Source organism: Limosilactobacillus frumenti DSM 13145 (assembly GCF_001436045.1).
Classification (GTDB): Bacteria; Bacillota; Bacilli; order Lactobacillales; family Lactobacillaceae; genus Limosilactobacillus; species Limosilactobacillus frumenti.
Genome location: NZ_AZER01000016.1, coordinates 497,364 through 516,974 on the forward strand (window position 1 = coordinate 497,364; position 19,611 = coordinate 516,974).

Consider the following 19,611-nt stretch of genomic DNA (forward strand, 5'->3'; position numbering starts at 1 on the left):
CACCTCTTAGATTAATTTTTTGAGTTGCTCTAAGTCATCAATGGCTTCACTGATTAGTTCTTGGTCATTTGGCTTTTCACCATTAATGGTGGTTTTAGCTTTTCCCTGTAGGGTTGCGATGTTGCCCGCAACATCATTCAGTAAAGCCGTTTTTAACAATCTGTCGTCTTTGTTTAACTTCATGTAAACCATCCCCTCATTAGATGAATCGTGTGAGTGCATCAATAATTAATACGACAACGGGCATGCTTGCTAAGTAAGCCCACAGCCGTTCACTTGGTGCTGTGTCCCAAAATGCAAGAATACGCTGGTCAATAGTTGCTAATAGTTTCATGGTGTACCTCCAAATTATCCACGCTGGCGGGCTGTCGATAATCTACCTTTTCAATTGGTGTCGTTGCATCCACTCATCAAGTGCAATCCGCTGATAACGGGTCACACCTTCAATCTCAATGGTGGGAATGTCATGGTAACGAGATTCCAAGTCAAGAAGTGTTTTAGGTGCAATATGTAAGTACTTGGCGGTTTCGGTCTTAGTCATGTAAGGCGGGAAACCATCTTTTTCTTTGGCTTCAATTAGTGCCTGCTCGATCGCCTGGCTGGTCATGCGGGTAATGGCCCGCTGCAAGTCGCTTGGCAATTGCATTTGAATTGTTGCGTCCATAATGGTCACCTCGATTCCTTATTTAGGTTGTGATAAATAGTTTGTGATACAGAAACATCAAGTCCAAACCGCCGTTTAGCATTCATTAGGTCCACAACATCGTTAAGAATCATTGGACGATCACGCTTCATAGCTGGGGTCATATCACGCTTAGCAATCATCTTTGGCAAACCATACTTAGTAGATACCGCCTTATTAGCAATGGAGTTGGCCTTGATATAATCCACTTCATTATCAGCATCCAGGCGTTCCATTGCCTGCTGTTGAATGCGAGCATCAAGCATTTTCAAGGCTTCAGATTCTTCAAGCCCGGATTGTTTTCGCAATTGTTGGATGACTTGATAGACCCACCGTTTAAATTCTTTTGCTTGTTTCATTTTTGAACTGAAAACAAGATCATATATTCCGAACTCACTAATAACAAGCATTACAGGTGAACCACCTTTTGGGGTTCCCGCCTGATTTAGGAGGGAACCCAAGTTAATTAGTTGTTTATCTTGTCCTGAAACGTGTTGCTGAATTGCATGGTCTGGTTGCTTGTAGCCTAATGCCTTAGCAACATCAAAACCGATAGCTTTCCAATTATTATCCGAACTGATGAATCGAATTAAATTACCATTCCAATTCTCAACTCGTAATTTCATTCAGATCATCCCCTTACTTGTCTTGTGTTGCTACGACACGATGATCAGCCATGAACTTATCAATATCAGATTTACTGATACGTTTGGAATTTCCAATTTTGATTGTTGGTAAACCGTTTTTAAGGTATTTATCAAAGGTAACTTTTGATTTAATGCCTATGTATTGCATGGCCTGCTTGTAGCTAAAGTATTCGGACATAATCACACCTCCTTTCAGTACAAATGTACTCACCAGACACAAAAATAAACCAGTACAAATGTATTGTCAATACTTTTGTACTGAAATGAACCTTTTTGTGGTATTATGAAAGAGCTTTGATAAGGTGGTGAAACTATGAACCGTATAAAAGAATTGAGGCAAAAGCGAGGTCTTTCCATTGACCAACTTAGTAAAGAATTGAAGAAAAGAGGTGTTTCCATATCTCCTGCTTCAATTTCAAAGTATGAGCGAGAAGTGCGTCGTCCAAAAATCGAAAATTGGATTAGCCTTGCTTTCTTTTTTAATGTGAACGTTGATTATTTAAAAGGCAAGTCCAATATAAACAACACTGGTGGATATAGGATGGCGCCCGTCAACAGCAATATAGACGCGCTTAAAAATTTCAATACTTTATTCCAACAAAATACTAGAAATATAAGCAATACAGACTTATCTGATGGTGAAAAGATCAGGATGGTTAACACTGTTTACCAACTACAATATATTCTTTCTAAATATATTCCTAGTAATGACGACTCATTCGATGACTCACATAAAAAACATATTGTTATAAATCGGATAAATAAACTAATCAACAACATAACAAATTCACTACACGATAAGGACGTGGACGAAGTAATCAGTATCTTGGAAAAACTGGATGATGTTTCTAAGTCAAAGGGTGATGATTAGATGAAGAGCTCAAGAATGCAAATAGTTTACCTCATTTTTGCTATAGTCATATCATGTTTCAGTTTGTCAGCTTGCGGTACTCTATCGTCCACTAAGAAGAGCTCATCAAACTACACAACATATACTACAAAAGAAAAATACTACTTTAATGGTACAACAGCCAACTTACACGATATCAAGATTCATATTGACAAGGTACAAATATACAAAGCAAGTGAAACGACTAATAACAAGAATTTAGTTTGTTTTGACTACACTATCACTAATAAAACTGATAAGGATATCAATGCTATTGAAGGTTGGCAATCCGTATTTAACGCTTACCAAGATAACAAAAATACTGAAGATAAGCTCGAAGTTTGCGCACTACCACCTGACACTAGCAATCAAGTGCTACACGATCAGAACCAAGCCATTAAGAAAAACGGTACTGTACAATGCCGTGCTGCCTATAACTTTGATAGCAATAAGAAGTCAATTATCCTTAAAGCTACTAAAGGTAGTGATAGTCACTTTTTAGGCAAAAGAACTTACAGATTAGATAAATTAAAAACGATAAATGTCGATCAAGATAACGATTCTATCAGCGCTAATAAATCGACTTCACAGAATGGCTTAAAGCCTAATACCATCTCTCAAACTGTTTCTAACAGTTCTAATAAGAGTGATAACCGTCATTCTGGAGATTGGCATAATGACCCAGAGTTATGGAATGATGCCCAAAACGATGATAATTGGAACGGTTCTATGTATCAGAATGCCACTCCACAGCAACGATACGATTATATTGAAGCAAATCATGATTATTGGGCTTCTAGAGACCCTAATTATTACAATGAGTAATTTCTACTATTTGGGGGATGTAATTCATGAAAAAGATATGTTTAATCTGTGCTACTGCACTGGTGGGAATGTCTTTAACTGCTTGTGGAAATGGTGATCATTCATCAAAACTTAGTAATTTAAAATCTGAACACAGTAGACTTTTAAAAAAAGAAAAGCAACTAAAGCAACATAAGCATAGACATGCTAGAAGAATTAAAAGTCAAAGTGTTAAGCCATCTAATTCTCAATCAAATCGGCAAAAATCCAAATCACAATCTGTTAAGCAAAGCACTCAACAGAACAGCAATGGTAATCAAGTGGCTAAAGATGATTCCTCTGCTTACTATTCTTCACTGCAAAAAGCCAATGATGACTACTGGAGAAACCTTTCACCACAAGAAAAGCAAGAATGGAGTCAGTGGGCCGATGGTGAAAGTAGGGCTAATGATCCTTATCAAAATGGCTATTACAATAGCACCCAGCCTAGTTCTGTTGATGAGCCGGCAAAATAACATAGAACATAAACAACAATTGCTTTTATTGCTATTTATATTAAGATATTATGTCTAAACTTCATGTAATCCAATAATAGTGATGCAAACATTGCTCAGGATAAATAATTCCAAAATCGGAGATATAACATTGAGAAAAATATTACTACTAAGTGCTGTTACATTTGTAGGGCTTTCGCTCGGGGGATGTGGTAACAGTCATAACTATAGCTTGAAAAAGCTACGTGCAGAGCATGCACGATTATTAAAGCAATCTAAACATAAGACACACAATCATTCTAACAGTCACTCAACCAAGTCTAAGAAAGAAGCCAAGCAAAACGCTTCAAGCAAGAAATCATCATCTGATGTTCAGAACAAGGCTTCCAATCAAAATACGAGACAAAATAATGATCACCATGCAACACAAAGTAATGATGGCGAACATCTCAGCTCTGCTCAACAAGCAAATGTTGACAAAGGGTTATATCCTGATGGAACTAGAAAGCCTGAGTCTTTTGCCAATCATGATGACTATATGCGTTATAACGCTTGGTATCAGGGTTACAATTATGATCCATCCACTGGTTCCTTAACCAGGATGAACGACCAACAATTGAATGATATGCGTCAACAAATGAATGCTAACGGTGGTCAGAATTTTAAATAGAGGCGTAATATGAAACGAATATCATTAATTAGTTTTGCTGTACTTGCTTGTTTATCGCTATCAGCTTGTGGCACTAACAGCAAACAAGCTAAGCAGGACAGTGAGGCTTCAAGTCTTAAAATTGCAAACTCTAAACTCAAAAAGAAAGTCAACAAACATTCTGTAAAGAAAACAAACAATAAGAATTCTAGTTCTGCTACTGATTCATCAACCCAACAAAGCAATCAGCAAACACAGACTAACCATGCAAATGGTCAGAGTACAAGTGTAAATAATGCTGATGATGCGGTTGCGGCTGCACGTGCTAAATATGGTGATGATAATGGTTCGGTTCACTGGGGCTATATGATTGATGGTGAAACAGGACAACCAATTCGTAACGCTGATGGTTCATATTTCGTTAAGGGTACAGCAGATAATGGAACTATGACGGGAACGCAATACAGCGTTAATGTTTTCCCTGATGGAACAATCACAAGTAATTAACCTTCTAATTTCTAAGTCATCATCCCCACTGTGAGGGACGTGTTCTTGGTAACGTTGATACAACTATTTGTGCTTAAAGTTTAAGTAAGCCTTTAAGTAACACTTTAACTATTGGTTTAACTAAATAAACCTCCATTCATTCAATCCACGCTGGCGGGCTGTGCGAATGAAAAGAGGTTTTTATTATATGAGTTTTGTTAAGAAAGCTAAGAAGGGCTACTACGGAATTGCCCTCTATAGAGATCGTGACGGCAAACGTCACCAAAAATCTGTTGGTTGTTTCAAACTAAAAAGAGAGGCTCTGGCAGTTGCTGATAAGAAAGAGCAAGAGCTAGGAACCGTAAACCAAGATTTGAAGGATATTACCCTATTCGCCTACTATGAGCGCTGGTTTAAGCTCTATGAAGAAAACGGGATTACTGATATTACTAAGAACCGCTATAAGGTCATCGGAAAAGTCATTCATGATTACTTTAAGAACACCAAATTAGCGACTATTAAACGTTCTGACTATCAGTCCTTTATCAATTGGTATGGTGCTAATCATGCTCATGATAGTGTCAGCAAGTTAAACAATGCTATCCGTTCTGCAGTTGGTTATGCAATTGATGATGACATTATCACTAAAGACTTCACTCACAACGTCAAACTGGTCTATGACAAGTCCAGAGAGCAACAAGTGGAGTACTTAACTACTAATGAGCTTCAAACGCTAATACAGGCCGTTACGGGCAAATTAAACCACTTCAACACTAGTCGTTACATGATCCTCACCGCAATTTACACGGGAATGCGTAAAAGCGAGATTCAAGCTCTTACCTGGAAGGATATTGATTTTCTTCACGCCACCATTTCAATTAGTAAATCGTGGGACGAAAAGAAAAAGACTTTCAAACCAGCTAAAACAGAATCCAGTAACCGAATGATTAAAGTTAATCGTCAGTTGCTAACCTATCTTGCTGAATTGAAAGCCAATCATACAACTATGGTATTTCAAAATGTGTTAGGAACAATTCCTACAAGTAATGCTCTTAACAAATGTCTACGTTCAATTATGAGCGATGCTGGTATCAAAAAGCAAGGCTTCCACTTTCACTCATTGCGACATGTCCATGTTGCCTATTTACTAGGTCAAGGCGTGGATGTTTACGCTATTAGTAAGCGTCTAGGGCATTCTAACATTACTGTAACTCTGAACACTTACTCTTATTTAATCGATGAGTACAAGGCTAAAAATGACAGCCTAATTATCGATAAACTTGCGGAATTATAGAAAGTGTTGAAAAATTGTTGAAAAATAAAGTCAGAATGTTGATATAACGGCATTTGTAAGAGGTATTATATTCCTGTTTGGGGCATAAACTAAGCCTGGTAGATGTTATTCTACCGGGCTTTTTCGTTTTATCGATACCCTTTTACAAAGTCGATAGTTATAATCTAATGAGTATCTTCAAATGATTCAATCAACTTTGCAATATTTTGTCAGCTAACTTTACTTTCTATGTAAGTAACTAGTTAATGAACGTTTAGAGGTAAAGATAGTGACATCATATCTTCATCAATTTAAAAATAAACAATAGTAATCAGTTGACGAACTATTTAAATATTTGAACAAAGCGGATTGAATCTAATACAGGTTCAATCCGCTAAATATTTTTAAACAAAAAGGTACGATCATGGACGATCGTACCTCGCTTTAACGGAAGGAATCTAGCCACTTTGCACTGGAACTAATAACTACCATACTCTTTGATTCTAAACTTCCGCAAAGTCGCTTTATTTAATTTAACCGTTCTCTAAGTGCACCCTGGTGACTACATATAATTCGTTAACAGAATGTTAAATGAGATTTCTAGTCACACTTACGTTGCTTCTAGCCTACTCCGTAACTTCCTTCGGCGCTAGAGATACGGGAGGAATCAATGATTAACATTGCCTCATTTCTATTTCCTTCCACACCTGTAATATACCATCTTTTGTAAGCGGTTGCAATGCTTTTTCTTAAATTTGTGAAAGTAAGAGCATCATTGCAACCAAGTTATTAATCCCATGGAGAATCATTGAGTTGCGGATGTCGCCTGTCCGCCGGTAAACAAAAGCTAGCACCATCCCCATCACCGCATAAATTGCAAAGCTAATTGGATTGGTACTAAGGTGACCACAAGAAAAGACGATCCCTGATAATATAATTTTAGGCCAGAAAGAACCGGGCTTGAAAAACATGTTCGTTAAAATTCCCCGGAAAATATACTCTTCTGCAATCGGTGACAAAACCACCGCCGAAAAAGAAAATACCAGTGTGATTAACGGGTTATGTCCTAACATCATTGCCAAATTAGCATTATTGGCTGTTTCCGACTGATGATAAAACAACTGGTTTAAATTGCCAAGAATTCCTTCAGCAAACAAGATCGTCAGGTACCCGAGAAAAATTGCGCCAAGCCGAATCCCCCGCGGTTTACCTAACTGGTTATAACGACGGTACATGCTGCGTGCAAGAACAATCACTGCCAGCATGAGGCCAATAAAAACAGCCAACATCGGGCCGACAATTGATTCAGCATGGGGGTGCCGGTTAGCTATCTCGACCGCTACTGGCGGTACCTGAATAAAGAGAAAAAAGCCGGCCATGGTACCGACTCGTTTTATAAAACTCCAAAGTTTACTCATTGTGGTGGTCCTTCTTCTCCTCCGCTAACCGTTTGGCCCGTTGTCGCTGGATACTCCACCGGGCCGTAATCCGGGTCACAATCACATTAGCGACGATAAATCCCAGAATCCAAACAATATATAACCACCAGCCAGTGAGGACTTTGGCAATTGTAAGCCAGATCAGTACGGCAAAGATAATCACTGGTGGAATAATAATTTTCAGGATCATATCTGCTTTCATAACATTATCTCCATTTTTTTCAATCAGTTTACTAAAGCATCCGTGTTCACGCAAGTCACTAATACTGGTGAAACACATCGTCCATAATTTGCTTTGTAGTGTGCATCTGTGTTCCCCGCATCCGGACATAGGTAATCTGCTTCAAAGGAATGTCATAAGTCCACATAGATGACAGGTCATGTTCATTCAGGTAGTGAAGGTTCAAAGTAATTTGATTAAGTTCATGAATCATCCCTGTGAAATCATCATGCCCCTGGTACTTATCAGTGCCAATCACGACTGGCAATTGATGCTGATACGAATCAGCTAAGGCTTTTTCAAGGATGGGGCCATTGGGAAAATCTGGATGCTCATCTAAGAAAGATTGAATATGCCACAAGTCAAAATAGTGATGTTCGTGGGCCACCTTAGTTTTTTCTGATACGGTCGTTAAATAATCTGTTCCACTGGCGGTATACCGAATAGTATCCAATCGAATAGCAACTAAATCATTGATTTTGCCATCCCAATCTATACTAATCAGCAAGCAAAAGGTGGTATCCAAACCGACAACGAAGCCAATATTAAAGTAGTCATCATGAGGGAGATTATGAACTTCTATCAACGTCCCTTGTTGCTTGGCAATCGTTAGCTGAATACGAACTTCTTCATTACTCATCTGTTCAGTCAAAGCGGTCCCTCTTTCGGTTATCATTCAATTAAGGATGAAAAAAGTTACTCAAAGTAGTGTACCAGTTTTGAACCGTTAATGGCAATCATAACAGCCTGTTTGAATGATAAGCGAATTGAAGTAATCACACAATATATGACTTTTTAAAATAGGAAATTGCTATATTTTGTAGTAAGATGGTTCTTGTGTTTAATTTTAAGTAAAGAGGGTCAACTATGGTGATTATTACAGCAGGAATGATTGGTGTCGGCAAAACCACGCTTACTGGTAAGATTGCCGATCACTTACATACAAAAGCATTTTTCGAACCGGTCGGCGAAAATCCCGTCTTGCCGTTATACTACAAGAACCCGAAGCAATATGGTTTTCTTCTCCAAATTTATTTTCTAAATAAACGTTTTTCAATGATCAAACGCGCTTTAAAAGATGACAATAACGTTCTTGATCGTTCTATTTACGAAGATGCGTTATTTACCAAGGAAAATAACGCAGAAGGCAATATTTCTGATACTGAATTGGAAGTATACCTGAAGCTTCTTGATAACATGATGGCTGACTTGCAACGACTCCCCAAACGAGCTCCTGATTTGATGGTTTATTCAGAAACGGATTTTGAAACAATCCTCTACCGGATCAAAAAACGTGGGCGTGATTATGAACAGATTGATACTAATCCTGAACTGAAGGATTATTACTACAAAATGTGGAAAGCATACAAGCAATGGTATCGCGAGTATGACGCTAGTCCGAAGATGAAAATTGACCTAGAAAAGTACGATCTAGAAAACCCAGCCAATGTCACAGCTGTATTAGGAATGATTGACGACCGTCTCAAAGATATTCGTTAATATTTAACAGATATTCATTAGAAACCATTAGTATTCACCATGCTGAATGCTAATGGCTTTTTTCATTTAAACAAGAATCGCCGGACCAATTGGAATAATCCAGCTGTTCCGGCCCCGCCCATTACTGAAACAATGGGTGTTGGGTAATGATGGCTAGTATGTGATGATGAATGATGATTGCTAGCAGAGTCCGTGACATCATGGTAAGTGGCATGAACTGGATGATGGACCGCACTTTTCCGCAACGGTTGATCATACTTGGTCAATTGGTATTGGTCGATTAATCGGTTTAGTTTACGGTCATATTCGGGATCAGTAGCGTATTTGCCTAATAAAGCATAGGTGGCTTGACGGTAATGTGAACATACTGAACGATGAACATTATGGTACAGCGAATTCTGGAGGGTTTCCCCATAATCAAGCAGTGACGCCCAATCACTATCATAGGTCCGAAAGCGGTCTTTAACCTGGTGCTGGTGGCCAGCAAAGTACTCACTAGTTGGAGCCATGATCGTGTCACCACGGCCATTATCTTTTACCCCGAAAAGGTTATGGTACGGGGAACGACTAAGATCACTACTTCCCCAATTGCTTTCCAAGGCCGCCTGAGCAATGATGACTGAGGGGTATAAGTCATATTGCTTTCCCAATCGCTGTGCCAACTTAGCAATTCGGTTAATGAAATGGGCTTGGTTCGGTGCTGGAGCATTTACCGGATATTGTTGATCATCAATATGGTTGGTCGCTTCTCATTTGATGGGGTCGATGCTTCCTGTCTTAATGACGCTGCTGAATGTGTCTGAACATTTTGCGCTCGCTGCCATCCCCGTTGATACCCAACTTGCCCGACGTGGTTTTGCGGCGGTTGGTACAGCCGATGATGAAAGTAGTCATTTGTTCCCGCTTGGTAGCCCTGACGGTAAGTGATCGTTCCATAATGATAAGCATTGATAAAATCAGTGGCGTACCGTGGACCATAACTGCGCAATTGCTCATATGAAATTGTCCGGTCCTCAATAACGGCGTTTTCAGCATCTGTACTAGCACTCGCCAAGGCCGCTAACGGCGTCTGCAATACCATTAGCGCTACGAAGGTTCCTAACATAATTGGTCTGGACATAATAAAAACTCCTCCTTTTACGTCCTACCTATTAAGAACGTAAAAAGAAGAGTTTTGCACTTTTTAAATTTAATAAACCACAACAGGTTCGTTAACTTGCAGTGCCCGATATGCTGGTCCTGCGTCAACCGGGTGCATGTTAGCACATCCTGAAGAACCGTCGTTCAGGTAAGCGGTCTTGGACCAATTATGCCGCCATGAAGCATCGTGGAATCCACAACCACTATTGGTAAATTGGGACCAGTGAACCTTACTGCTATAGTTAGAGCCAGAATCATCAGTTCCTTTCAGGACAGAAGGAGAGGCTTGATACATAATATACCAGACACCCAGGGGCGTTTGATCTTCTTTCCGACTGTTTTTCCCAGTAACGACATCAGCTTCAAAGACACACTTACCATCTTTGTAGAACCAAGCATGTTGGTCAGCAATTGACAGTTCGGCATAAGTATCGCCAATTCCATCATTGCTAGTAACACCATAGCCAGTTCCACGCTTATTATAGCCGATCCCATAAATATCCTGCTTAGCTTCAACTTTCTTGGTGCCATTCGCAATGGCACGAGCTAAGGATTGACCAGCTCGTTCTTTACTGATCCTCCAACCATATGTACCGGCCTGACTAGTTTCAATTACCTTACCACTGTGCGTCTTAAACTTGAACTTCCGCCCAAGCGTAGCCTGACGACGGTTGATTTTCGCAATCCGCTTATTAACAGCAGTCGTATTAAATTGGTAGTGACCATGTTGATAAGTAGCACTCGTGATCACATCATCAGTACCAAAGCGATATTGTTTCTGTTCAACCTGGTAAGTGACATGGCGATTTAATAACTTCTTCAATTGAGCCTTTTCGTGTTGAACAGTGGTACTGTTAGCACTTAGTGGCTGTTCGTGGTGACTGTTCAGCCGAATGACGCTGTTATTCCGTTGTTGATTAAGTTCCCGCTTAATTCGTTGTTCGTCAATCTTCGTACCCGACTGGGCGGCGACCACAGTGACCTTATCGTTCTTTAATAAGGCATAAGCATCATGTGGTGCCCGACGTCCCCGATTTTCTTTGTTCACCGTTGACGTGACTGTCGATGTAATTTTATCTAACCGCGTTTGATTATTTTGGTCAGGGTTTATCTGCAGCTGATAGTTCTTCCGTGAAGGTAGAATTGTCCGTTGCTGGGCCAGTGCGCGCTCAACTTTAGATCGGTCTGTGCTGGTCATTGTTGCCTGAGTATCCGCACCGTCATATATCAACTTACCATCAAGATAAACCTTATTATCCTGGTGATCTGACTTTACTCGGTCAAAGGCCTCATCAACAGTCATTCCACCAACATTGACGCCATTAATAGTGACATTTCGATTGAAGTGGTTGTGTTGATGCCAGCCTATCCATCCAAAGGCAATTAAAATTACCACAACAATAATTGCCACAACAGTCTTCATACGAAACCGCATTATTTAATCTCCCCTTGAAACTCACATTATTGTTCGTCTCTGTTTAGTATCCATTGCTTGTTTTACTAAAAAGATCGATCTGGCTGTTTAGTAAAACAGTTAACTGTTGTATTTTACCACGAACAAGGGCAATAAAACATTACAGTTTGCTCGAATGTTAATAAAAAAGCGCTTTGATCATTGGAGATCAAAGCGCCATCGAATAGCATCCTCTTAGATTTCTGGATATGAGCTTTCCTTGATATCAATCTTCTTATTATTTTCGTCAGTCTTAACAACTGTAACGTCACAAGGAGCAACTCGAATAGTATAAGCCGCAGTAGAACCAACAATCAACCGACCGACAACGTTCAAGCCCGTTGCTCCAATAACGATCAGGTCAATGTCGTGTTCCTTTGGATAACGTTCTGCAAGTTCAACCTTGGCATTGCCAATCTCAACTTCCGTCTCAACTGAATCAACGCCCGCTTTCTGGGCCTTATCCTTAAAATGAGCCAACTGCTTGTTCATTTCTTCAACAGCAGATTCGTAAATGCTGTGATCAACAAAGCCATAGCCGCTTGGACTAGTGCTTGGGTAACGTTCACCATTAATTACACTCAGCAAATACAGCGTTGCTTCATTGCGCTTAGCGATTTCCACCGCCTTATCAAAAGCCATTGCTGATTGCTTGGAACCATCGATCCCAACTAAAATTTTTGAATAACTCATTTTCCACACCTCCACTATTCAATTGGATGTTTCCATCTACCTTTATTTTAGCATAAGATGACGGTATGGATCAGTCTGTGACCAGATCATTAATTGCCTGCATATAAATGGCCATCGACTTGATTAAGTCAGCCACTGGCTGGTACTCATTTGCTTGATGCATCGTATTTGGTGTGTTAGGCATTAGGGCCCCGAACGCTACACCACGTTTCATCAAACGGCCATAAGTACCACCACCGACAACTTCTGGTTCAGCGTCTTGATCACCACTCTGATCAACATATGCTTTCATCAAAGTTTGAACTAGTGGATCATCAGCAGGGACAAAGTGCGGCTTCTGGCTTGGCCCCTGTTCAACCTTAATTTGCAATTGATCTGCAACTGGCTGGACAATTTGTTGAATCTGGTCAGGTGTAATGCCTTTAGGGAAGCGGAAGTTCATGTCAATATGACCGCCATCCTCAGCTGTAAAGTTCAGGATTCCGGCATTCATGGTCATTTCACCCATGACATCATCACGAAAGGCACCATCAAACGTCTCCATCCGCGTATCCAGATGCAGATACTTGGCAAGAAATTCAATGAAGTGAGCAGCTCCACCTTCAAATGGGTATTGGTTTAAGAAGGTTGCCAAGTACGTTCCGGCATTAATTCCCTTTTCAGGTTCCATCCCGTGAGCGGCCTTACCGATAATCGTAACAGTAACATTACCATTGTCTTCTTCAACGCTGCCTTTAACGGGGTTATCAGCTAGGAACTTTTCTAAGTCCATTTTGATTTGGGCTGCATCAGCATATTCTAGAACCGCCACAGCTTCTCGTGGCACCATATTGAACCGTAAGCCGGATTGAAAACTCTTCAAGTTAATTCCATCCCCATTACCAGCTGGCACGGTAAGCTTCAATGAAGCCTGCCCCTTTTCCCCGTTAATAACCGGGAACTCAGCATCTGGTGAGAAACCGAGAGTTGGTGCTGGCTCTACTTCAAAGTAACGATGCATCCCCGTCCAGTTGCTCTCTTCATCCGTCCCAACGATAAAGCGGACTTTCTTGTTGAAATGCACCCCATGGTCTTTCAAGTACTTCAAGGCATAGTAGCAGGCCATACCCGGTCCTTTATCATCAGAAGCGCCCCGACCATAAATATTGCCATCTTTAATTACCGGTTGAAACGGGTCGGTATTCCATCCCTTACCAGCTGGCATCACATCTAAGTGTGCTAGGATGGCTAAAGTTTCGTTACCTTCACCCCATTCGGCATACCCGACTAAGTTATCAATGTTCTTAGTCCGGAAACCATCTTTTTCCGCCATTGCTAAGAATGCTTGTAATGCTTTGGCGGGCATCGGACCCAGTGGAAATTCATCCGTGGCTGCATTATCGTCACGCACACTGGCAATTTTCATAATGTTAGTTAAATCTGCTAAGTAGTTCTTCTTCTGCCCTTCAGCAGCTTCTTGCCAATTTGTCATTCGTAAACCTCCAATTAATATTTCTTACAAATAATGATACCATGAATGTGTAAGAACACGATTGAATAGTGTTGACGAAGGAGTGTTTACGATGGAAAAATTGACTGATCAAATTCTCTTTGACGTCATTAAGCCCCGTCCCAAAGATAGTTTCAAAGGAACCTTTGGCAAGATTACGTTAGTTGGTGGTAATAAAAACTTTGGTGGCGCCATCATCATGGCTTCAACGGCTGCCGTCTGTGCAGGTGCCGGATTAGTAACCACTTGTACTGATCCTATAAATGCCAGTCCACTTCATTCGCAATTACCAGAAGCAATGTTTGCCGATTTCAATGACGACGAACAAGTCGCTAAACTAGTTGAACCAGCGACAACGGTTGTGGTGGGCCCAGGGCTCGGCGATGACCAGCAAAGTCTGCATATCTTGAAGAACGTTTTTGCTCATACCAGTAACCAGCAGAACGTGGTAATTGATGGGTCAGCAATTACTTTAATGGCCCGGGAAGGATTATCCCAACCAGCAGGTAATATCATCTATACACCTCATCAAATGGAATGGCAACGACTCTCGGGAATTAAGATTGCAGACCAAAGCGAAGAACGTAATAAGGCTGCCCAAGCTAAATTAGGTGCGACTGTAGTTCTGAAGAAACATCACACCGAAATCTATACCGATGATAAAGTCTATCAGCTTACTATCGGTACTCCTGCCCAAGCGGTTGGTGGCATGGGTGACACCTTAGCTGGAATGGTTGGTGGCTTCACCGCCGAATTCTCTCAGCATCCTCTTCAAGCCGTCTTAGCGGCTGTATATGCCCACAGCGCCGTCGCAGAGCAAATTGCAGAATCGCAATACATTGTGCTCCCCCACCAAATTAGTCGAGCACTACCGACCTTTATGAAAAAGATGGAAAAGGGACACGATGAAGACCACATTGGCTTCTTAAACTAACATTATTACTAACTAAGAAAACTGCCCGCAAATCAATTTGGTTCACGGACAGTCTTTTTATTTTATATTACTAAGCCATGTGAAGGCGCCGACGTAAGCCAGCCGCCCGGCCACCTAGCAAGTTATCAGCAAGACGGAAGTGTAAAGCCAAGTATCCATACACTGCTACCCCAACGATCACTCCTGGAATCAAGGAGAAGAAGGCGGTGTAACGACCATATGGACTAACGAGTAAGCCAATCAGCATCATTACCGCTTTAGTAATGATCACCATTACTAATGAATAAGCCAAGATTTGATTGGTTGGTGTGGCCATCTTTGCAAAGTTTAAATTAAATTCCATATTAAATGAATGGATAATGAGGTAGTTAGTAACGGACATGGATAACCCGGTGGCCAACAGTGGTCCTAATCCTTGAAAAGCCCAGATACATGGGAACTGAATAATCATTTTAACAATCAAGCCAATTGCCAAGTACTTCATCATCCGGCGGTTCTCAGAGATTCCCTGCATCATGGCTGCCCCAACTGTATATAGTCCCATTGGAATGGCAATGAAGGCCGCAAACTGCAGAACCACGATTCCAGCGCGATCGTAACGGTAGAAGACCGTGTAGATCTGTTGAGCAACGGCAAATAGTCCCAACGCCGCAGGGATCATCACAAAGTAGAACAACAGCAAGACGTTTTGAATCTGCTTGCGCATCCCATCCTGATCATTTTGTGCCCGCGCCATCGCCAATAAAGGAATAACCGTTGCTGCTAAAGCCGATGCTAAGGAAATAACGATCATGTATAACTTATTGGCATTGAAGGCAAATAAGGCGTAAAGCACATCAATTTGATACTTATTAAAGTTACCAACTAGTGGCATCATCCGTTTGAATGAGTACTGGTCAATCAATTGGAAGAAAATAATCCCAGACTCAATAATGATAAACGGAATGGACTGGTAAATGATCTTAAATATCAATTCACGGGTGGCAACATCATGGTTAACCTCTCCTTGAGCTACTAGCGAATTCATTTCATTCCGGTGCTTCAACCATGCTGTTTCCAAAACGATAATTGCACCAACCGCCCCGATAAAAGCTGCGAAGGTTGATTGGGTAACCGCATGGACCCAACTGCCCTTTTGAATCTTCATAATCAGGTAAGTGGCCGCCAGCATGTAAATAACCCGAAACAGCTGTTCCACAAACTGCGAAATTGCAGATGGGGCCATCCAATTGTAGCCTTGTAAGAATCCGCGCGTAATTGCCATTGGTGGAATAATCAAAATTGCCCATGCCAGTGAACGAATAACCGGGATCATATTCGGGTCACCATTATCCATAATAGTTAACGAGGCCCCGAACATCATGATGGTCGCACAAATAACCCCCATCGCGGTCGAAACATACATTCCCGACCGGTATAAACTACGACTCACCCCATACTGGTTAATCCCGTTATAGTGAGCAACCAGTTTAGAAATTGCGGATGGGATCCCCGCCGTGGCCACCGTTAAGAACAGGTTATAAATGTTGTAACCTTGAGCAAACAAGGCATTAGCAACGTTACTGTATGCCCCAAACCAAGTTACCCAAGGAATAACGTATAATGCCCCTAAAATACGCGAAGTAATACTTCCGGCAGTCATCCACGCGGACCCCGTCAGCATTTTAGAACGAGCATCAACCTTGGTAGACGCTGTTGGTCCACTTTGTTGTTCTTCATTCATAATTGGTTTCATCCTATCTTTATTCAAAATCAATAATTACCATTTTAGCCTGATTAATAGTCAGGCGCAAATCTATTTAATTAATATTTATCAAGATCAACCGTCACCATTTTAACGGTTACGCCTGGATGATCCGCTTGAACTTGTTCAATGGACGACGCCTGTGGAGCCGTCTCAAAATGTCCTAACTTATCATTAATGGTGATGGCCAGGCCCAATTGAGCATAGTCCATGGCCTCATCCATATCATGACCCTGAGTAAAGGCTTCTGGTAGGTCAGGAAAGTCGACTTCAATTTGATTATTTTGCTTTTGAAATAAAGCAGGGTAGCTAACAATTTCCATTATTTTTCTCCAAATTTTAAATTCAAAAAAACAGTGTAGTGAGGCGGTAAGTTTAATCAACTTACCGGCCACTCCACTGCTTTAATGTACATGTTTACTGATTAGGTCGTCAAGCGATGTTCTAATGTAGCTGAATAAACGTGCTCGGCCTAAGCCCTTAGTGTCTAGTTACGTAAGAATACTTAATGTGCGCACCTCAAGAATCTTACTAGACTAAGCCATACAGGGCTTTCAACGGCCTCACACCCTCTACTATTTTGCCACCACATTCACGATCTTATTCGGCACAACAATGACCTTCTTGATGTCTTTGCCGTCCGTAAACTTCTTAACGTGTTCATCAGCCAAAGCTAACTTTTCCGCTTCTTCACGGTCGATGTCTTTAGCCATCTTGATCTTCGAACGTAACTTCCCATTAACTTGGATCATTACTTCAACTTCATTTTCAACTAAGGCTTTTGGATCATACTTTGGCCATGGTTGATAAGTAATGGTATCTGAAACATGGAAGTGTGACCATAATTCTTCGGCCACGTGAGGGATAACTGGCGAAATCATCTTAACAAAGCCTTCCATGTATTCAACAGGCAAGTCATCTGCCTTAAAGGCTTCATTGACGAAGACCATCAGTTGAGAAATAGCGGTGTTAAAGTGCATCCGTTCGTAATCTTCTGTAACCTTCTTAACGGTTTCGTTGTAAACCTTGGTCAACTGGCCATCATTGAAGGTCGAAACCCGATCACGCAGGTGGTTGTTGTCATCCATTAACAACCGCCATACCCGCTGGATCCACTTGTAAGCACCATGCAGGCCCTTTTCATCCCATGGAACAGATTCGGTCAGCGGTCCCATGAACATTTCGTACAAACGAAGAGTATCCGCACCGTACTTTTCAACAATGTCGTCTGGGTTAACAACATTCCCCTTGGACTTGGACATCTTTTCATGGTTAGCACCCAGAATCATTCCCTGGTTAACTAACTTCATGAATGGTTCCTTGGTTGGAACTAAGCCTAAGTCATAAAGAACTTTGTGCCAGAACCGGGCATAAAGTAAGTGAAGAACAGCGTGTTCAGCCCCACCAACATATAAGTCAACTGGTGACCAGTAGTCCAAAGCTTCCTTAGAAGCAAATTCCTTGTCGTTGTGTGGATCAGTGTATCGTAACCAGTACCATGATGAACCAGCCCATTGTGGCATGGTATTAGTTTCACGTAATCCGTGACGACCTTGGTCATCATAAACGTTGACCCAATCCTTAACGTTGGCTAATGGACTTTCACCGGTTCCAGATGGTTCAATGTTGTCGGTATCAGGCAGCTTCAGTGGTAATTCATCTTCAGGAACCAGGGTTGTCCGCCCATCATCCCAGTGAATAACTGGAATTGGTTCACCCCAGTAACGTTGCCGACTGAAGATCCAGTCACGAAGACGGTAGTTAACCTTTTTATGACCAGCCTTATGTTCAGTTAACCAGTCAATCATCTTGGCCTTAGCGTCCGCAATGTTTAAGCCGTCCAGGAAGCCAGAATTAATGTGCTTGCCATCGCCATCAAAGGCACCTTCTGAAAGGTCCGCCCCTTCAATAATTGGCTTGATTGGCAAGTCAAACTTCTTAGCAAAGTCGAAGTCCCGTTGGTCACCGGCTGGCACAGCCATCACCGCACCAGTCCCGTATGATGCCAGGACGTAATCTGAAATCCAGATTGGCAGCTTTTTACCATTAACTGGGTTGATCACGTAAGAACCAGTGAATACCCCCGTCTTGTCCTTGTTCAAATCAGTCCGTTCAAGGTCGGAACGACGAGAAGCTTCTTCTTGGTACTTCTTAACTTCATCCTTGTGTTCTGGAGTGGTTAATTGATCGACTAATTCCTGTTCAGGAGCCAAAACGACGTAGGAAGCACCGAATAAGGTATCGGCACGGGTAGTAAAGACTTCAATCTTTGTATCTTCATCGCCAGCTACTGGGAAGAAGACGGAAGCACCTTCAGAACGGCCAATCCAGTTCCGTTGCATTTCCTTAACGCTTTCTGGCCAATCAACTAAGTCCAAGTCGTCAATCAAACGATCTGCATAAGCAGTGATCTTCAGGACCCATTGCTTCATTGGCTTCCGGTAAACCGGATAACCACCACGCTTGGTCTTACCGTCTTCCACTTCTTCGTTAGCCACAACGGTACCACCCATAAAGTCAGGAGCCCAGTTAACCATGATTTCACTTTCGTAAGCTAAGCCCTTCTTGTACAGTTGTTCAAAGATCCATTGTGTCCACTTGTAGTACTGCGGATCAGTGGTATTAACTTCACGGTCCCAATCATATGAGAAACCAAGTGATTGGATTTGGTCACGGAAGTGGTTAATGTTTTGGTTAGTAAAGCTCTTTGGATTATGGCCCGTCTTCAACGCGTATTGTTCAGCTGGTAACCCAAACGCATCCCAGCCCATTGGGTGTAAGACGTTAAAGCCTTCCATCCGCTTCAAACGCGCCATAACATCGGTAGCGGTGTAACCTTCAGGGTGACCAACGTGCAGTCCTTGTCCTGATGGATATGGGAACATGTCCAACGCATAATACTTCTTTTGGTCATGATTAATCTCGGCCTTAAAGGTCTTATTTTTCTTCCAGAAACGTTGCCACTTTTTTTCAATGGCAGTGTGATCGTATGCCATACCAATACTCCTTTTTGAAATCTACAACATCTTACTAACCAAACAAAAAAATCCCGCAGATGCAACACATCTACAGGAC

Annotated in this window: 24 protein-coding genes and 1 other annotated feature (1 of these 25 cut by a window edge); of the genes, 8 read left to right on the plus strand and 16 right to left on the minus strand. The window is 41.5% G+C overall.

Annotated elements, in window-relative coordinates:
- Positions 1-6 precede the first annotated feature (6 nt).
- From FD27_RS08735 to FD27_RS07115, 5 genes are read right to left on the minus strand one after another with little or no spacing between them, the layout of a single operon-like run.
- Entirely contained in the window at positions 7-183 is a 177-nt protein-coding gene (locus tag FD27_RS08735) for a hypothetical protein (protein WP_157055091.1), read from the minus strand.
- A gap of 16 nt (positions 184-199) precedes the next feature.
- Positions 200-334 (minus strand): hypothetical protein, encoded by a 135-nt coding sequence (locus FD27_RS09005; RefSeq protein ID WP_268872917.1) that lies wholly within the window; start codon positions 332-334, stop codon positions 200-202.
- Positions 335-376: 42 nt separating this feature from the next.
- Positions 377-664, minus strand: a complete 288-nt coding sequence (locus tag FD27_RS07105; RefSeq protein ID WP_057752069.1) for a helix-turn-helix domain-containing protein — start codon at positions 662-664, stop codon at positions 377-379.
- Positions 665-669: 5 nt separating this feature from the next.
- Positions 670-1,308 (minus strand): BRO-N domain-containing protein, encoded by a 639-nt coding sequence (locus tag FD27_RS07110; protein WP_057751896.1) that lies wholly within the window; start codon positions 1,306-1,308, stop codon positions 670-672.
- A gap of 13 nt (positions 1,309-1,321) precedes the next feature.
- A complete protein-coding gene (locus FD27_RS07115) occupies positions 1,322-1,507 on the minus strand; it encodes a helix-turn-helix domain-containing protein (RefSeq protein WP_057751899.1) in 186 nt (61 codons plus the stop codon).
- 135 nt (positions 1,508-1,642) lie between these two features.
- On the opposite strand from FD27_RS07115, the gene FD27_RS07120 reads away from it, so the two are divergent.
- The 6 genes from FD27_RS07120 (at position 1,643) to FD27_RS07145 (ending at position 5,945) form a co-directional block, all read left to right on the plus strand.
- Positions 1,643-2,200: a helix-turn-helix domain-containing protein gene (locus FD27_RS07120; protein WP_057751902.1), complete on the plus strand. Its 558-nt coding sequence runs from the start codon at positions 1,643-1,645 to the stop codon at positions 2,198-2,200.
- Positions 2,201-3,043, plus strand: coding sequence for a DUF5067 domain-containing protein (locus FD27_RS07125; RefSeq protein WP_057751905.1), 843 nt, complete (start codon positions 2,201-2,203; stop codon positions 3,041-3,043).
- Positions 3,044-3,069: 26 nt separating this feature from the next.
- The gene (locus FD27_RS07130; RefSeq protein WP_057751908.1) at positions 3,070-3,537 is read left to right on the plus strand and encodes a hypothetical protein; all 468 of its coding nucleotides are present in this window, start codon (positions 3,070-3,072) and stop codon (positions 3,535-3,537) included.
- 211 nt (positions 3,538-3,748) lie between these two features.
- Positions 3,749-4,186 carry a hypothetical protein gene (locus tag FD27_RS07135; protein ID WP_057751911.1) on the plus strand — a complete coding sequence of 146 codons (438 nt, stop codon included), beginning with the start codon at positions 3,749-3,751 and terminating at the stop codon, positions 4,184-4,186.
- A 9-nt stretch (positions 4,187-4,195) separates the two neighbouring features.
- The gene (locus FD27_RS07140) at positions 4,196-4,672 is read left to right on the plus strand and encodes a hypothetical protein (RefSeq protein WP_057751912.1); all 477 of its coding nucleotides are present in this window, start codon (positions 4,196-4,198) and stop codon (positions 4,670-4,672) included.
- 187 nt (positions 4,673-4,859) lie between these two features.
- Complete coding sequence (locus FD27_RS07145; protein ID WP_057751915.1) at positions 4,860-5,945, plus strand: tyrosine-type recombinase/integrase; 1,086 nt, start codon at positions 4,860-4,862, stop codon at positions 5,943-5,945.
- Positions 5,946-6,673: 728 nt separating this feature from the next.
- On the opposite strand, the gene FD27_RS07150 is transcribed toward FD27_RS07145, so the two are convergent.
- Genes FD27_RS07150 through FD27_RS07160 form a run of 3 tightly spaced genes read right to left on the minus strand, consistent with a single transcriptional unit; the run spans position 6,674 to position 8,259 of the window.
- Positions 6,674-7,342, minus strand: a complete 669-nt coding sequence (locus tag FD27_RS07150) for a CPBP family intramembrane glutamic endopeptidase (RefSeq protein WP_057751918.1) — start codon at positions 7,340-7,342, stop codon at positions 6,674-6,676.
- Positions 7,335-7,565 carry a hypothetical protein gene (locus FD27_RS07155; protein WP_057751921.1) on the minus strand — a complete coding sequence of 77 codons (231 nt, stop codon included), beginning with the start codon at positions 7,563-7,565 and terminating at the stop codon, positions 7,335-7,337. Before FD27_RS07155 ends, FD27_RS07150 begins: the two co-directional genes overlap by 8 nt.
- Before the next feature lie 58 nt (positions 7,566-7,623).
- Positions 7,624-8,259, minus strand: a complete 636-nt coding sequence (locus tag FD27_RS07160; RefSeq protein WP_057751924.1) for a hypothetical protein — start codon at positions 8,257-8,259, stop codon at positions 7,624-7,626.
- Positions 8,260-8,450: 191 nt separating this feature from the next.
- Between FD27_RS07160 and FD27_RS07165 the strand changes: the two genes are divergently transcribed.
- The gene (locus FD27_RS07165) at positions 8,451-9,083 is read left to right on the plus strand and encodes a deoxynucleoside kinase (RefSeq protein WP_057751927.1); all 633 of its coding nucleotides are present in this window, start codon (positions 8,451-8,453) and stop codon (positions 9,081-9,083) included.
- A gap of 62 nt (positions 9,084-9,145) precedes the next feature.
- Here FD27_RS07165 and FD27_RS07170 read toward each other — a convergent pair whose 3' ends face one another.
- From FD27_RS07170 to pepV, 5 genes are all read right to left on the minus strand, one after another.
- Positions 9,146-9,745 (minus strand): glycoside hydrolase family 73 protein, encoded by a 600-nt coding sequence (locus tag FD27_RS07170; RefSeq protein WP_268872918.1) that lies wholly within the window; start codon positions 9,743-9,745, stop codon positions 9,146-9,148.
- A gap of 47 nt (positions 9,746-9,792) precedes the next feature.
- Positions 9,793-10,203: a hypothetical protein gene (locus FD27_RS07175; protein WP_057751933.1), complete on the minus strand. Its 411-nt coding sequence runs from the start codon at positions 10,201-10,203 to the stop codon at positions 9,793-9,795.
- A 69-nt stretch (positions 10,204-10,272) separates the two neighbouring features.
- Complete coding sequence (locus FD27_RS07180) at positions 10,273-11,658, minus strand: L,D-transpeptidase (protein ID WP_057751936.1); 1,386 nt, start codon at positions 11,656-11,658, stop codon at positions 10,273-10,275.
- Positions 11,659-11,871: 213 nt separating this feature from the next.
- Positions 11,872-12,369 carry a universal stress protein gene (locus FD27_RS07185; protein ID WP_057751939.1) on the minus strand — a complete coding sequence of 166 codons (498 nt, stop codon included), beginning with the start codon at positions 12,367-12,369 and terminating at the stop codon, positions 11,872-11,874.
- A gap of 70 nt (positions 12,370-12,439) precedes the next feature.
- The gene (pepV, locus tag FD27_RS07190) at positions 12,440-13,840 is read right to left on the minus strand and encodes a dipeptidase PepV (RefSeq protein WP_057751942.1); all 1,401 of its coding nucleotides are present in this window, start codon (positions 13,838-13,840) and stop codon (positions 12,440-12,442) included.
- A gap of 91 nt (positions 13,841-13,931) precedes the next feature.
- Between pepV and FD27_RS07195 the strand changes: the two genes are divergently transcribed.
- Positions 13,932-14,792 carry an NAD(P)H-hydrate dehydratase gene (locus FD27_RS07195; protein WP_057751944.1) on the plus strand — a complete coding sequence of 287 codons (861 nt, stop codon included), beginning with the start codon at positions 13,932-13,934 and terminating at the stop codon, positions 14,790-14,792.
- A gap of 70 nt (positions 14,793-14,862) precedes the next feature.
- Here FD27_RS07195 and FD27_RS07200 read toward each other — a convergent pair whose 3' ends face one another.
- From FD27_RS07200 to leuS, 3 genes are all read right to left on the minus strand, one after another.
- Positions 14,863-16,515, minus strand: coding sequence for a putative polysaccharide biosynthesis protein (locus FD27_RS07200; RefSeq protein WP_057751947.1), 1,653 nt, complete (start codon positions 16,513-16,515; stop codon positions 14,863-14,865).
- An 80-nt stretch (positions 16,516-16,595) separates the two neighbouring features.
- Entirely contained in the window at positions 16,596-16,859 is a 264-nt protein-coding gene (locus FD27_RS07205; protein ID WP_057751950.1) for a type II toxin-antitoxin system HicB family antitoxin, read from the minus strand.
- 252 nt (positions 16,860-17,111) lie between these two features.
- Positions 17,112-19,532, minus strand: coding sequence for a leucine--tRNA ligase (leuS, locus tag FD27_RS07210; RefSeq protein WP_057751952.1), 2,421 nt, complete (start codon positions 19,530-19,532; stop codon positions 17,112-17,114).
- Between the two features lie 70 nt (positions 19,533-19,602).
- Positions 19,603-19,611, minus strand: a binding site (T-box leader); it runs 197 nt beyond the window's last position.